Consider the following 14,055-nt stretch of genomic DNA (forward strand, 5'->3'; position numbering starts at 1 on the left):
CATTGCTCAGCAAGGAGTGAAGGTGACCAGTTCTATCCACCCCGGATGACAGCTATGTAACGGCGGGCCGCAGCGGTGCAGCGGTGCCAAATAAAATCCGGCCCCGCAGATTCAGCTCTTGTCGTTACCAAGCTTGAAGATCTCGGAACCGTCCCCGCTCGATAGCAGGCCCGTGTCCGAATAAAGCTTCAGCTTGGCGCGGGTATCCGTGATGTCGAGGTTGCGCATGGTCAGCTGGCCGATACGGTCCGCCGGCGTGAACGCCGCATCTTCCACCTTCTCCATGCTCAGCCGCTCCGGCTGATAGGTCAGGTTCGGGCTTTCGGTGTTGAGCAGCGAGTAGTCGTTGCCACGGCGCAGCTCGAGCGTGACCTCGCCGGTAACGGCGCGCGCCACCCAGCGCTGGGCGGTCTCGCGCAGCATCAGGGCCTGGGAATCGAACCACCGCCCCTGATAGAGCAACCGCCCGAGGCGCATGCCGCTGATCCGGTATTGCTCGATGGTGTCTTCGTTGTGGATGCCGGTGACCAGGCGCTCATAGGCGATGTGCAGCAGCGCCATGCCGGGCGCCTCATAGATGCCGCGGCTCTTGGCCTCGATGATCCGGTTCTCGATCTGGTCGCTCATGCCAAGGCCATGCCGGCCGCCGATGGCGTTGGCCTCAAGAAACAGCGCCAGCGGATCGGCGAAGGTCTGGCCGTTCAGCGCGACGGGCTGGCCTTCCGCAAAACGCACGACGACCTTTTCGGCCTTGACGGCACAGTCGTCGCGCCAGAACGGCACGCCCATGATCGGATTGACGATCTTGATGCCGGTGTCGAGGCTCTCGAGATCCTTGGCCTCGTGGGTGGCGCCCAAAATGTTGCTGTCGGTCGAGTAGGCCTTTTCGGCGCTCATCTTGTAGGCAAAGCCGTTGGCGGTCATGAACGCTGACATTTCCGCGCGGCCGCCGAGTTCGTCGATGAACTGCTGGTCGAGCCAGGGCTTGTAAATCCGCAAGCTCGGATTGGTCAAAAGGCCGTAGCGATAGAACCGCTCGATATCATTGCCCTTGTAGGTGGAGCCATCGCCCCAGATGTTGACGCCGTCCTCCTTCATCGCCGCGACCAGCATCGTGCCGGTCACCGCGCGACCAAGCGGCGTGGTGTTGAAGTAGGTGTTGCCGCCGGTCGAGACGTGGAAGGCGCCGGACTGGATGGCGGCGATGCCTTCGTGCACCAACTGCGTGCGGCAATCCACCAGGCGGGCTTTTTCGGCGCCGAATTCGAGCGCCTTGCGCGGAATCTCCTCGTAGTCGGCCTCGTCAGGCTGGGCGAGGTTGGCGGTATAGGCAAAGACGCGTGCGCCCTTTTGCTTCATCCACACCAGCGCCGCCGAGGTGTCGAGGCCACCCGAAAAAGCGATGCCGACTTTTTCCCCTTTGGGCAGGCTCTTCAGGATCGTGCTCATCGTGCTTCCAATCGGTCGAAGTGGTGGATGTCGTTTGCGGCTTTGGGTGCGCGAATATCAAACTTTGCGCTTGTCGGCACGTGTTTAATAGCGCCATGCAGCAGCTGGCCGGGGGCTGATCAGCCCGGCTGGCGCGAGCCCTTGGTCAGACGGTTCCAGGGCCGGGCCAGGCGTGCCAGTGCGGCCTCGACGGCCGCATCCGAGACCCGGGTCCACGGCCAGCGGTATAGCCAGCCATGGGCCAGCCAGATCACCAGAAAGCTGACCAGGCCGGCGGCCGCCACATCGGTGAAGAAATGCCCGCCAAACGCCATCCGCAGCACAGAGGTCGTGATCCCGAACAGGGTCGCCGCCACATAGGCCAGGGGCCGCCATGCCGGCGGCGTCAGCGCCGCGGGCGCGTAAGCCCAGAACGCGGTGGCGCCCTCGCCGGAGAAGAACGAGCAGTTGCGTCCGCACGTGCCGCGCGGATCCCAATACGGCACGAACTCCTGCGGCCCATTGAACTGCGTGACCACCACCGGCCGCGGCCGGCCCCAATAGGTCTTGAAGGTGAGGTTGGTGAGAACGACCGCAGACAGCAAAATGGTGCTCAGCAGGAATACGGCGGTACGCGCGCGAATGAACATCGGCAAATCCGGCCGCACCATCTTCACCACGATGGCCGCGAGCGACGGCAATGCGAGCGCCCACGCGATCCACATCGCGGCGTCGCGGGCGATGCCCGCGATCCAGCTCTGCTTCAACGGAAACGAATGGCTCGCGGGATCGTAGAACAACGCCGCCAGTTTGAGATCGAGTTCGGGAAAAATCCCGAACAGCAGTCCGATGACGAGCGCCAGCCCCAGCGCGATGAAAAGTCCGGTCCGGTTCATGGCGCGGTGTTTAGCCGAGGGGATGGGTCTTGAAAAGGCTCACGGATGCGGCCGTGAATGCGCCGGCAGCGGCGGTGGCGGCCGCAAAGGTTTCGGCGGCTCGCGCCATGCGCCGGCGGTGCGCCCGGCGATCATCCAGTAGACCAGACCCGCGACGATGCCTGCCCCGGTCATGATTTCGAGATGGCGGCGGACGATACCGTCAAAGCGCATCGTTTCGGGATCGAACGGGACCAGACCGAGATAGCAGGCGCAGCCGACGATCGCGCCGCCGATCGCATAGGTCAGCACGCCCCGGACATAAAACGCTTCCGTGATCAGAACCACGATCAGCGCCGGCAACAGCGCAAAGCCCGAGATGAAGATGAAGCCGAACCCGAGCACGACATTGATCGCGCCCTGATCGATCGGCCCTGCGCCGAGATCGCTGAATTCGGGATACAGCACCGCGCCGACCACGATCATCCCCGCCGCCAGGCAGGCGAACAGGAATCCGAACAAGATGACGAAGAAGCGGCCGATCAGCGCCATTGCGACACCGTCATTGCGAGCGAAGCGAAGCAATCCATCTCTCGGCATAACGGATGGATGGATTGCTTCGTCGCTGCGCTCCCTTGCGCAAACGCTTCGCGTTTGTCGCAGGCAATGACGAAAACAGAGAGACCGCGCATCACGCTCAATCCGTCATCGCCATCGCGCGCAGCGCCTGGCGCTCGCGCGCGGACAATTTTTCGGTTTCCGATTTCAACTGGCCGCAGGCGGCGAGGATGTCGCGGCCGCGCGGCGTGCGCACCGGCGAGGAATAGCCGGCGTTGAAAATATACTCGGAGAATTTTTCGATCTGGTCCCAGTCCGAGCATTCATACTTGGTGCCCGGCCACGGGTTGAACGGAATGAGATTGATCTTGGCCGGAATGCCCTTGAGCATTTTCACCAAGAGCTTGGCGTCGTCCATGGAATCGTTGACGCCCTTGAGCATCACATATTCGAAGGTGATGCGGCGCGCGTTCGACGAGCCCGGATAATCGCGGCAGGCCTGCAGCAATTCGGCGATCGGGTATTTGCGGTTGAGCGGCACCAGCTCGTTGCGCAATTCGTCGCGCACCGCATGCAGCGAGATCGCCAGCATGACGCCCATCTCGTCGCCGGCACGGACGATGTTGGGCACTACGCCCGAGGTCGACAGCGTGATGCGGCGGCGGGAAATGCCGATGCCTTCATTGTCGGCCACGATCAGCAGCGCATCGCGCACCGCGTCGAAATTATACAAGGGCTCGCCCATGCCCATCATCACCACATTGGTGACGAGGCGGCTGCCGGTCGGGGTCTCGCGATCGGCCCAGTCGTTGAGCCGGTCGCGCGCCACCATGATCTGGCCGACGATCTCGCCGGCGGTGAGGTTGCGCACCAGCCGCTGCGTGCCGGTGTGGCAGAACGAACAGGTCAGCGTGCAGCCGACCTGCGAGGAGACACAGAGCGTGCCGCGATCGGTTTCGGGGATATAGACGCACTCGACTTCATGCGCCTTCTCGAGGGCATTGCCGCTCGGCAGCCGCAGCAGCCATTTGCGGGTGCCGTCGTTGGAGACCTGCTCGGCGACCACTTCGGGACGATCGACGGTAAAATGCTGCACCAGCTGGGCGCGCATTTCCTTGGAGATGCTGGTCATCGCGTCGAAATCTTTGGCGCCGCGGACATACATCCAGTGCCAGAGCTGCTGGGTGCGCATCTTGCGCTGCGCGGGCAGCACGCCGATCTCGCCGAGCCGGTCGGCGATCTCGGAGCGCGACAGCCCGATCAGCGACGGTTTTGCGGGCGGCACATAGGTTTCGAGCGGAATCTTTTCGAGGGGAGCCTGAGCCGAGGAACTGCTCTCGATTGAAGCGACGGTCATCGTGTTTCTGTTCTTGGGATACGTAGGGTGGGCAAAGCGAAGCGTGCCCACCGCAAGCGTTAATGGTGGGCACGGCGCGATGCGCCTTTGCCCACCCTACAAGGTAGCACTCAAATAGGCCTTCCGGGGCCCACAAACAACGCCATTCTCGGCCTAAAATTGCTTAACGCCGGCAATCCTGCGCCAATTTGTCGAGCGCCTGTGACAGCCCCTTCAGCGAGAAGGTGTCGGTGGTCTCGGTGCCCTTGGCCGAGACACCCTTGACGGTGACGTCGGCGGCCTTGCGCATGGCATCGACCATCCGCTCTTCCTCGGCGGCATTCTTGATCCAGAGGCCGTCGCCCTGCGTGTACATCGCGTACGACGCGCCGCCGACCTCGAGCGAGGATTCCGAGCCTGGCTTCAACGCGTAGCCGATCATGACCGAGACTTCGTTGATGACTTTTTCCGCCGGGCGCGTCGAGACGAAGGCATAGGCCGGATCGCGCGGACGGTTAGGCGGATTGGTCTTCGACGAGGATGGCTTGGCCAGCGCAAAGCACACTTTCTTGCCGTTCGGCATCGCCGTGTAGGCGCCCCAGGTTCCGAACTGGCCGATCAGGGTCGGCTCCGCGCCACCGGCCGCGGCGGTTGCCGCCGACTCAGGCTTGGCCGCAGACTTCGTAGCCGCCGCGGGCTTCTCCGTTGCCGCAGGCTTGGCCGCGTCTTTGGCGCCCTTCGGCGCAGCACTCTGCGCCTGCGCAAGGCTGGAAGCCCCGCACAGCAACGCACTCAGAACAAGGGATGTCAGTATCTGCCGCACGGACAACTGGTTCCCTCATCATTGTGACTGGAAGATGGCCCGGCGACGGGTCGGGCCGTCAACCATGGATAACCGGGAAATGCCTTTTTGGGAAGGTACTTACGAGCTATCCAGCCGCTGTATCCACGGTCATGTTGGAGGTATCGCGCGCCTCTTGCAGAGTTAGCCTTTGGTACGGCCTTCGCGCTGCTTCTGCCACTGCGCATCGGTCCATTGCAGCAGGTCCTCGGCGCCGGAACTGCGCAAATGCGAGCCGCCATCCTGCACCACCATCTCGCCATTGATGTAGCCGGCCTGGTCGGAAATCAGGAAGCTCGCCAGGTTGGCGAGTTCGCTGTGCTCGCCGGCGCGGCCGAGCGGATTGCGGTGCGCCCAGCCCTCGTCGCGGCCCTCCGGACGAAGCTGGCCTGACGCGCCCGGCGTCGGAAACGCACCGGGCGCGATCGCGACCGTGCGAACGCCCTTCGGCCCCCACTCCACCGCCAGACTCTTCGTCATCGCCAGAATGGCTGACTTCGCCATCGCCGACGGCACCGTGAAGGCGCGGCCGGTGATGGTCGAGGTCGAGAGGATGCTCAGCACCACGCCTTTATGACGGCCCTCGATCCAGCGCTTGCCGGCCGCGAGCGTGCAATACATCGTGCCGTGCAGCGTCGGCCCCAGGATCGCATCCGCCGCGCGGAACGACAGATGTTCGGTCTGCGCAAGGAAAGTCGCGGCAGCGTTGTTGATCAGCACGTCGATCGGCGCCTCGCGCCAGACCTGATCCATCATCGCATCGACCGCGCCACCGTCGCGGATATCACAGCGCGCCACGGAAACCTTGCCACTGAGCTCATTGCGCATCCGGGTTGCCGTGGCCTCCAGCAATTCGAGCCGGCGGCCACAGATGATGAGTTCCGCTCCGAGCTCGATAAAGCGCCGCCCCATCGCGGCGCCAAGCCCGGAGCCGCCACCGGTGACCAGAATGCGCTTTCCCGCCAGCAGGCCTTTTTCAAACATTGTTTCACTCCCTGTTTTCTCCGTCATTGCGAGGAGCAAAGCGACGAAGCAATCCATTCTTTCTTTTTACGGCACGTTGGATTGCTTCGCTTCGCTCGCAATGACGGGCGGATAGCTATGCGCGTCCTAAGCACCGAATCGGATTGTAGCCCGGCGTCAAATCCGGCAAGAAGCATTCAGCCTTTCCTTGTGCGTCCGAAAATCAGGTGTGTCCATGAAAGCCATTCTCTGTTCGCAATATTGCCAGCCCGACGACCTCGTGCTGGCCGATGTGCCCGATCCCGTCGCCGGACCGGGCGAGGCTGTGATCGCGATCAAATCCGCTGCCCTGAATTTCTTCGACATCCTGATGATCCAGGGCAAGTACCAGATCAAGCCGCCGTTCCCGTTCTCGCCGGCCGCCGAAGTCGCGGGCGTGATCGAAAGCGTAGGCAGTGGCGTCACCGATCTGAAGGTCGGCGACCGCGTGGCGGCCTCCTGCGGCCATAATGGCGCGCGCGAAAAGATCGCGCTGCCGGCCAACTCGATCGTGAAGATTCCCGACAATCTGGACTTCGATCGCGCCGCCGGAATCTTCATCATCTACGGCACCGCGCTGCATGCGCTGGAAGATCGCGCCAGCCTCAAGCCCGGCGAAACCATGGCCGTGCTCGGCGCCGCCGGCGGCACTGGCCTCGCCGCCTGCGAGCTCGGCAAGCTGATGGGCCTGAAGGTGATCGCCTGCGCCTCGTCGGATGAAAAACTCGAATTTGCGAAAGCGCACGGTGCCGAGCTTGGCCTGAACTACAGCAAGGAAGATCTCAAGGAGGGCTTGCGGCGCCTTACCGGCGGCAAGGGCGTCGACATCATCTTCGATCCGGTCGGCGGCACCTACGCCGAGGCCTCGCTGCGTTCGATCGCCTGGGAAGGCCGCTTCCTGGTGATCGGATTCGCCGCCGGCGACATTCCGAAAATGCCGCTCAACCTGGCGCTGCTCAAGGGCTGCGATATCCGCGGCGTGTTCTGGGGTGCCTGGGCCCGGCTTAACCCGGAGAAGAACCGCGCCAATCTGGAGAAGCTCGTGAAGTGGACCGCGGAAGGCAAGATCTCCTCGCATGTCGACCGCACCTTCCCGCTGGCGCAAACCGCCGAAGCGCTGAAAGTGCTCGCCGGCCGCAAGGCGATGGGCAAGGTGATTCTGCATCCGTGATGCTGCGCGACAGCGGTCGCGCTTCATTCAACGTCTCTTCTTTTCTAGCGATCATCGTCCGCGAAACATCGAACGGGCCGCGCGCAACGCGGCCCGTTTTGGCAATTGGTGCGCCTGCCTTGCTCGGCGTGCGATGCTGAAAATGCCTTTATCCAAGGCGGTTGTGCGTTAACGATATGCAATTTTAAATCTCTGAATTGCGTCAGCTCGCCGCAATCAGAACAAAATGTCTCCCGATTCGAGCGGGCCGGCGTCGTTTTTTCATCCCATTCGGCATGCGAATAGACCGCCCAGTAAGCGGGTTCCCGGACACCGATAACAACAAGAAAAAGATGCCGGCCTCCCGTCGTTGCGTTTTGGTAGCGGGGAAGCATCGCCATGGTGGAAAGTACAAGGCAGGTTCAATCTGGAGATCCGTTCGCAAGACTAAGCGAAGCGATTCATGATCCCGGATTGTATGAGACGCATCAATTTCTGCGGTCAGAAGCACGCAGGCCCGACCCGGTCCAGCAAGATCATCTGGCAGACGACCCGGTGCCGCTTTTTCTCGCCGGTCAGCAGGATGCGCGCCACCGGCAGGATGAACGCTATCAACCGGAAGAGCGGTATCAGGATCTGCCCTTCTATCAGGAACCGCCCGAATACTCCTTCGCTGGCGGCAAGAAACGAAGAGCGCGCGCATCGCGCATCGTGACCGGTGCGCTTGCGTTGTCCATCGTGGCCGCCGGTCTTGCGCTGCTTTCCTTCGATTCGACACGCGCGGTGATCGTCAACGCCAAGGCGTCGTTGGCCAGCGCAGCGCCGGCCCCGTCAGGCGCCGCACAACAGGACGCCGAGCCGCCGGCACCACGCGTCGCGGCCCAGCCTGCTGGTCCCGAAGCACCGCCGGCAACGCCGGAAGCGGCAACCGCCCAGCGTGTCCAGTCCGTTGCGCTGGCGTCCGCTTCACCGTCACGCGACGAAATCACCGCGGCCTACCAGAGCGCCATCAAGACCAAGGTTGTGGCGATCGAGCCGACGGCCCCCGAACCCGCCCCGGCGGCACGGCGCATCGATCCGGATGAACTGGCTGTCCTGTTGAAGCGGGCGAAGGGCCTGCTCGCGATCGGCGACATCACCTCCGCCCGGCTGCTGCTCGAGCGTGCGGCCGACGCGCAGGAGGCCGACGCCGCGCTGATGCTGGCGGGGACCTACGACCCGCAGGTGCTGGGCAAGCAGGACATGCGCAGCATCACGCCCGATCCGGCGATGGCGCGGCTTTGGTACCAGAAGGCCGCCCAGCTCGGCTCGTCCGACGCCAAGCGGCGCCTCAGCCAGCTTCAAAACTAGGCATCTTCAGAACCGGTCACCACCGGCACGCATCACTCACGACCGCGCATCACGCGACATCTGACATCACGCAGGGAAACGACAAATGCGACGACTGTTTGGAATGGCAGTATTTGCCATCATGATGGCTTGCGGCCTGACGGCCCAGGCCCAGGCCCAAGCCCAGCAAACCGAGTACGACCCGGCCAAGGTCAGCGAGAGCCTGAAGGCTATTTTCCAGTTCGGTTCTGTCGCCACCAAGCAGAGCCTGAACTCGAACACGGTAACGCTGATGTCGGGGACGATCGGCGGCACCTATGTGCAGTTCGGTGCCGACCTTGCTTCCGTGCTCGACGATGGCAACAAGTTGCGCGTACTGCCCATCGTCGGGCGCGGTTCCGTGCAGAGCGTGGCGGACATCCTGTTCCTGCAGGGTGTCGATCTCGGCATCGTCCGCTCCGACACGCTCGATTATCTCGAACGCAAGGGCTTTGCGAAGGATATCAAGAAGCAGTTCACCTACGTGACCAAGCTCTACAATGAAGAGATGCACGTGATCGCGTCGAAATCGGTCCGCAGCTTAAGGGACCTCGAAGGCAAGACCGTCAGCGTCGACCTTCCCAATGGCGGCACGTTCGTCACTGCGCTGACCGTGTTCGAACGGCTCGGGATGAAGCCGAAGGTGGTCTATGTCGAGCAACGCATCGCGCTGGAGAAATTGAAGGCCGGCGAAATCGACGCCGTGATCGTGTGCGGCGGCAAACCGTACAAGTCGGTCAGCACGTTCAAGGACGACCGCTTCCATCTGGTGCCGGTGAATTACGAGAAGCCGCTGCAGAAGGACTATCTGCCCGCCAGCCTGACATCGAAGGACTATCCCAACCTGATTTCGGGCGACGATCGCGTCGACACCATCGCGGTGCCGGCGGTGCTCGCGGCCTATAATTGGGCGCCGAACACCGAGCGCTATCGCAAGCTGTCGCAGTTCGTGGATGCGTTCTTCACAAAATTCCCGACGTTCCAGAACCCGCCCTTCCATCCGAAGTGGAGGGAGGTCTCGCTGTCGGCGCCGCTACCCGACTGGCAGCGGCTGCCGGTCGCCGAGCAGTGGCTGAAGTCGCACAACGTCGAAGCGGTCGCGCGTACCCGGTTCGATGACTTCCTGAAGCAGAGCCCCACTACCGCGGCGAACATCAAGACCGATGCCGACCGCGAGACGCTGTTCAAGCAGTTCCAGGCCTGGGAAACCGAGCGCAACGCGCGCGCGCAAGTTCGCTCCGGATCGCAGAAGTAGGAAGCCTCGAAGTAGGAAGCCTCAGACGCCATCGGGATCGCCGCAAGCGATACCCGGTGGCGGACGTCGACGCGGGACTATTCCGCGTCGTCGTCCTTCCCGACGCCTCGCTTCAGCGCAGCCCGCGCGGCGTCGCGGTGCTCCGACGTGATATAGCTGGAAACCATCCGGATGGCGGTGGCCAGGACAGCGGCGTCGTCGGTGAAGCCGAGCACCGGCAGCACGTCGGAAACGAAATCGAACGGCAGGACGAAATAGGCGATGGCGCCGAGCAGCGCCGCCTGCACATGGCGCGGCGTCTGCTTGTCGAACGCACAATAGTAAGCCGCGAGCAGGTCCTCGGCGAAGGGAAGCTTCGCTACCACCCGCTTCAGCTTGCTCCAGAAGCGCCGGCGCACGCTTTCGCGGTCCTGCGCCAGCCGATCGGCCGGTTCAAAACCCACGCTGTGTTCGGACGTTGCCATGACGGCGCTCCCTCAAGACAGGCGCGGCGGATCGCCGCGGCTGGCTGTCTAGAAATTGGTGATGTCGGGCCGCCGACGCAAGATCGCTTTCCCACGCTTCAGGCGACGCCAAGCTGCCTTGCGATGCCGTTCATCGCCTTGGCAAGCTGGATATCCGACCTGGTGACGCCGCCGGCGTCATGGGTCGCCAGCACCACTTCCACCGTCTTGTAGACGTTCTTCCACTCCGGGTGATGGTCGTTCTTCTCCGCCACCAGCGCCACGCGGGACATGAAGCCGAAGGCTTCGTTGAAGTCCTTGAAGATGAACGTCCGGGCAATTGCCTCGCGGCCGGATACCTCCGACCACCCCGATAGTTCCGCAAGCGATGCTGTTCTCGCTTCCGCCGACAGCCGTTCCGCCATGATCGCCTCCGCGTTTTTGACCAGCCTTACCCTAACACCCGCAGGCGCCCTTGGATCCCCGCCCAAAATAAGACGGAAAGGCGCGTCCAATGGCCGCTCGGCTGCCGGTAACCATGACGGAGATGTCACCACGGTCCGGCGAGGAATTTGCTAGAATGCCCGGTGTAAGCACGTTGGCAACCGAAGATCGAACCTCAAACGATTGTTCAGGAATTGATGACCGACGGCCCTCATCCCGCCGAAGCAGCACTGCCTCCCCCCTCGCCCCGTTCGGCGCGACGACGGCTGGCATTCGTGATGCTGGCCGGCGTTCTGGCGATCATCGGCGTGGCGGCGGCCGGCTATCACATTGCGACGCGGCCGGTGACGTTGCGGATCGCGGTCGGCCCGGCCAACAGCGACGACCTCAAGGTGGTTCAGGCACTGACGCAAGCCCTCAACAACCAGCCCCACGGTCCAATTCGGCTGCGTCCGACACAGACTGACAGCGCACAGGCGAGCGCCAAGCTGCTCGGCGACGGCAAGGCCGATCTCGCCATCATCCGGGGCGACCTCGACGTGCCGAAGAACGCGCAGGCGGTGGCGACGCTGCGCAAGAACGTCGTGGTGCTCTGGGTGCCACCCGCCAGTAAAGCCAAGGCCAAGGGCAAGAAGGCTGCGCCCGCGATCACGAAAATCACGCAGCTCGCCGGACATCGCGTCGGCGTCGTCGGCCGCACCGAGGCCAATGTCAATTTGCTCAAGGTGATCCTGGAGCAATACGGCCTCGATCCGGCGAAGGTCGAGATCGTCCAGTTTCCGGTCACTGAGGCCGTCGAGGCCATCCGCAACCAGAAGGCGGATGTCTATCTCGCGGCGGGCCCGCTCAACAGCAAGATAACGTCCGATGCGATCGCGGCTTCGATGCGCGACGGCGGCACGCCGACCTTCCTGGCGATCGATTCGGCGGAAGCGATCGCGCAAAACCATCCGGCCTACGAGTCTTCCGAGATTCCCGCCGGGACCTTTGGCGGCGCGCCGGCCAAGCCGGAAGAGGAAGTCAAGACCATCAGCTTCTCGCATCACATCGTGGCGCGGAAGGGCGTGTCCGACTCCACCATCGCGATCTTTACCCGGCAGCTGTTTGCGATCAGGCAAACGCTGAAGAACGAATTTCCGCTCGCCGCCAAGATCGAGACGCCGGACACCGACAAGGATGCCAATATCCCGGCGCATCCCGGCGCGGCCGCCTTTGTCGATGGCGAGGAAAAAACCTTCTTCGAACGCTACAGCGATTTCATCTGGTGGGGCCTGATGGGGCTCTCGGCAATGGGCTCTGCCGGCGCATGGTTCGCGGGCTACCTGAAGAAGGACGAGCGCATTGCCAGCAACTCGCAGCGCGACCGGCTGCTCGATTTACTCGCCGCGGCACGCAACTGCGACTCAATCGAAGAGCTCGACCAGATGCAGACGGAGGCCGACGGCATCCTGCGCCATATGTTGGAGTGCTTCGAGCACGGCGCCGTCGAGGATGGCGCGTTGACCACCTTCAACATCGCGCTCGAGCAGTTCCACAACGCGGTCGCCGACCGCAAAGCGCTCTTGATGAGCATGCCGCAGAACCTGCAACGGGCCAGCGCGCAGTTCCGGGCCGCCGGCGCCTGAGCCGGCATTCCTGTAATTCGGCCGTCATGGAATTTTCCTAAAGCCAGCTCGCACGACGAGAGGATCCCTCATTCGGGAGCGATGCGAAGCATCGAACCCGAATGACGGAGCCCTCGATACTCGTTATGTCAGACGCGCAAAGAGGCTCGCATGACCGTTAGAATTTCTCGTCGAAAGTTTCTCTCTTCCACCGCAGCGACGGGATTTGGCGTCATCGCGATGCCCTATCTCAGCCGCGCCGGCGACCGGCCGGTCATCAGCCATGGCGTGCAATCCGGCGATGTCGGCGCCGATGGCGGCGTGGTCTGGGCGCGCGCCGACCGTCCTTCGCAAATGATGGTCGAGGTCTCGACCACGGAGTCGTTTGCCAATGCGCGGGCGCTGCCGCCGATCGCCGCGCTGCCCGAGAGCGATTTCACCGCCAAGATGCTGCTGGAAAACCTGCCCGCGGGACAGGAGATCTTCTACCGCGTGCGGTTTCGCGATCTGTCGCATATCGACATCGCGAGCGAAGCCGTTGTCGGCCGCTTCCGCACCGCGCCGGCCGATCGCCGCGATGTCAGCTTCGTCTGGGGCGGCGACGTCGCAGGACAGGGCTGGGGCATCAATCCCGACGACGGCGGCATGTTCACCTTCGCCACCATGCGCAAGCACCGCCCGGATTTCCTGCTGCATTCCGGCGACACCGTCTATGCCGACGGCCCGATCAAATCCGAAGTGAAGCTTCCCGACGGCAAGGTGTGGAAGAACGTCACCATCGAAGAAAAGGCCAAGGTGGCCGAGACGCTCGACGAGTTCCGCGCCGCCCATAAATACAATTTCATGGACGAGCATGTCCGCGCCTTCAACGCCGAGGTGCCGATCTTCGTGCAATGGGACGACCACGAGGTCACCAATAACTGGTCGCTGTCGAAGCAATTGCCGGCTTCATACAAGGAGCGCGACATCAGCCTGCTCGCCGCCCGCGCCGGCCGCGCGTTCCACGAAATGTATCCGATCCGCGAAAACCTCAACGAGCCGGGCCGGCTCTACCGCACGCTCAATTACGGCCCGCATCTCGACGTATTCATGCTGGACGAGCGCAGCTATCGCGGCCCCAATGGCGCCAACCTGCAAGACAGCTACGGCCCCGAAAGCCATTTCCTCGGACCGGATCAACTCGCCTGGCTGAAGCGCGGACTGTTGAACTCGCGCGCGACCTGGAAGGTGATTGCCTCCGATATGCCGCTCAGCATCATCGTCTATGACGATGCAACCAACAAAAAGGGCTCTGAGGCGTTCGCGCAAGGGGACGGCCCGCCGCGCGGCCGTGAACTCGAGATTGCCGATATCCTGCGCTTCATCAAGACATCAGGCGTCGTCAACACGGTGTGGCTGACGGCCGACGTGCACTACGCCGCCGCGCATTATTACAATCCCGACAAAGCGCAATTCCAGGAGTTCGACCCGTTCTGGGAATTCGTCGCCGGCCCGCTGCATGCCGGCACGTTCGGGCCGAACGAACTCGACAACACGTTTGGTCCCGAGGTGAAGTTCATCAAGGCGCCGGGGCCGGACAAGCAGAACCTGCCGCCGTCGGCCGGCATGCAGTTCTTCGGCCACGTCAAGATCGACGGCGCGACCGGACAGATGATCGTGACCTTGCGCGATCGCGCCGACGTCGCACTCTGGTCGACGACGCTCGATCCGAAGCGTACGTGACGTTTTCGAGCGAAGTGGGAATCGGTTCG

General features: G+C 63.0%; 13 protein-coding genes. 5 read left to right on the forward strand and 8 right to left on the reverse strand.

The features are described from left to right. Window positions 1–111: 111 nt before the first annotated feature. From argG to ABIE49_RS20845, 6 genes are all read right to left on the reverse strand, one after another. Window positions 112–1,449, reverse strand: a complete 1,338-nt coding sequence (gene argG / locus ABIE49_RS20820) for an argininosuccinate synthase (RefSeq protein ID WP_192739366.1) — start codon at window positions 1,447–1,449, stop codon at window positions 112–114. A gap of 119 nt (window positions 1,450–1,568) precedes the next feature. Then, the gene (locus tag ABIE49_RS20825; RefSeq protein WP_192739367.1) at window positions 1,569–2,324 is read right to left on the reverse strand and encodes a phosphatase PAP2 family protein; all 756 of its coding nucleotides are present in this window, start codon (window positions 2,322–2,324) and stop codon (window positions 1,569–1,571) included. A gap of 39 nt (window positions 2,325–2,363) precedes the next feature. Then, window positions 2,364–2,855 (reverse strand): hypothetical protein, encoded by a 492-nt coding sequence (locus tag ABIE49_RS20830; protein WP_192739459.1) that lies wholly within the window; start codon window positions 2,853–2,855, stop codon window positions 2,364–2,366. A 145-nt stretch (window positions 2,856–3,000) separates the two neighbouring features. Further along, window positions 3,001–4,218: a dual-specificity RNA methyltransferase RlmN gene (gene rlmN / locus ABIE49_RS20835; protein WP_192739368.1), complete on the reverse strand. Its 1,218-nt coding sequence runs from the start codon at window positions 4,216–4,218 to the stop codon at window positions 3,001–3,003. A 163-nt stretch (window positions 4,219–4,381) separates the two neighbouring features. Beyond that, on the reverse strand, window positions 4,382–5,020 hold the full coding sequence (locus ABIE49_RS20840; protein ID WP_354066908.1) for an invasion associated locus B family protein: 639 nt from the start codon (window positions 5,018–5,020) through the stop codon (window positions 4,382–4,384). A 162-nt stretch (window positions 5,021–5,182) separates the two neighbouring features. Then, on the reverse strand, window positions 5,183–6,022 hold the full coding sequence (locus ABIE49_RS20845; RefSeq protein ID WP_192739370.1) for an SDR family oxidoreductase: 840 nt from the start codon (window positions 6,020–6,022) through the stop codon (window positions 5,183–5,185). Between the two features lie 214 nt (window positions 6,023–6,236). Between ABIE49_RS20845 and ABIE49_RS20850 the strand changes: the two genes are divergently transcribed. The 3 genes from ABIE49_RS20850 to ABIE49_RS20860 all read left to right on the forward strand — a co-directional run bounded on the left by ABIE49_RS20850 (window position 6,237) and on the right by ABIE49_RS20860 (window position 9,813). After that, the gene (locus tag ABIE49_RS20850) at window positions 6,237–7,211 is read left to right on the forward strand and encodes an NADPH:quinone oxidoreductase family protein (RefSeq protein ID WP_192739371.1); all 975 of its coding nucleotides are present in this window, start codon (window positions 6,237–6,239) and stop codon (window positions 7,209–7,211) included. A gap of 534 nt (window positions 7,212–7,745) precedes the next feature. Continuing rightward, window positions 7,746–8,540 (forward strand): hypothetical protein, encoded by a 795-nt coding sequence (locus ABIE49_RS20855; protein WP_192739372.1) that lies wholly within the window; start codon window positions 7,746–7,748, stop codon window positions 8,538–8,540. Between the two features lie 85 nt (window positions 8,541–8,625). Further along, complete coding sequence (locus ABIE49_RS20860) at window positions 8,626–9,813, forward strand: TAXI family TRAP transporter solute-binding subunit (RefSeq protein WP_192739373.1); 1,188 nt, start codon at window positions 8,626–8,628, stop codon at window positions 9,811–9,813. Between the two features lie 77 nt (window positions 9,814–9,890). Here ABIE49_RS20860 and ABIE49_RS20865 read toward each other — a convergent pair whose 3' ends face one another. Together ABIE49_RS20865 and ABIE49_RS20870 are read right to left on the reverse strand one after the other, a co-directional pair. Then, window positions 9,891–10,277, reverse strand: coding sequence for a YkvA family protein (locus ABIE49_RS20865; RefSeq protein ID WP_192739374.1), 387 nt, complete (start codon window positions 10,275–10,277; stop codon window positions 9,891–9,893). A 98-nt stretch (window positions 10,278–10,375) separates the two neighbouring features. Further along, window positions 10,376–10,681 (reverse strand): 4a-hydroxytetrahydrobiopterin dehydratase, encoded by a 306-nt coding sequence (locus ABIE49_RS20870; protein WP_192739375.1) that lies wholly within the window; start codon window positions 10,679–10,681, stop codon window positions 10,376–10,378. 216 nt (window positions 10,682–10,897) lie between these two features. Between ABIE49_RS20870 and ABIE49_RS20875 the strand changes: the two genes are divergently transcribed. Both ABIE49_RS20875 and ABIE49_RS20880 read left to right on the forward strand, forming a co-directional pair. Further along, window positions 10,898–12,325 carry a TAXI family TRAP transporter solute-binding subunit gene (locus ABIE49_RS20875; protein ID WP_192739376.1) on the forward strand — a complete coding sequence of 476 codons (1,428 nt, stop codon included), beginning with the start codon at window positions 10,898–10,900 and terminating at the stop codon, window positions 12,323–12,325. 150 nt (window positions 12,326–12,475) lie between these two features. Beyond that, window positions 12,476–14,026, forward strand: coding sequence for an alkaline phosphatase D family protein (locus ABIE49_RS20880; protein WP_192739377.1), 1,551 nt, complete (start codon window positions 12,476–12,478; stop codon window positions 14,024–14,026). The last annotated feature ends 29 nt before the right edge of the window (window positions 14,027–14,055 follow it).

Source organism: Bradyrhizobium sp. OAE829 (genome assembly GCF_040546575.1).
In the GTDB taxonomy this organism is placed as follows: Bacteria; Pseudomonadota; Alphaproteobacteria; order Rhizobiales; family Xanthobacteraceae; genus Bradyrhizobium.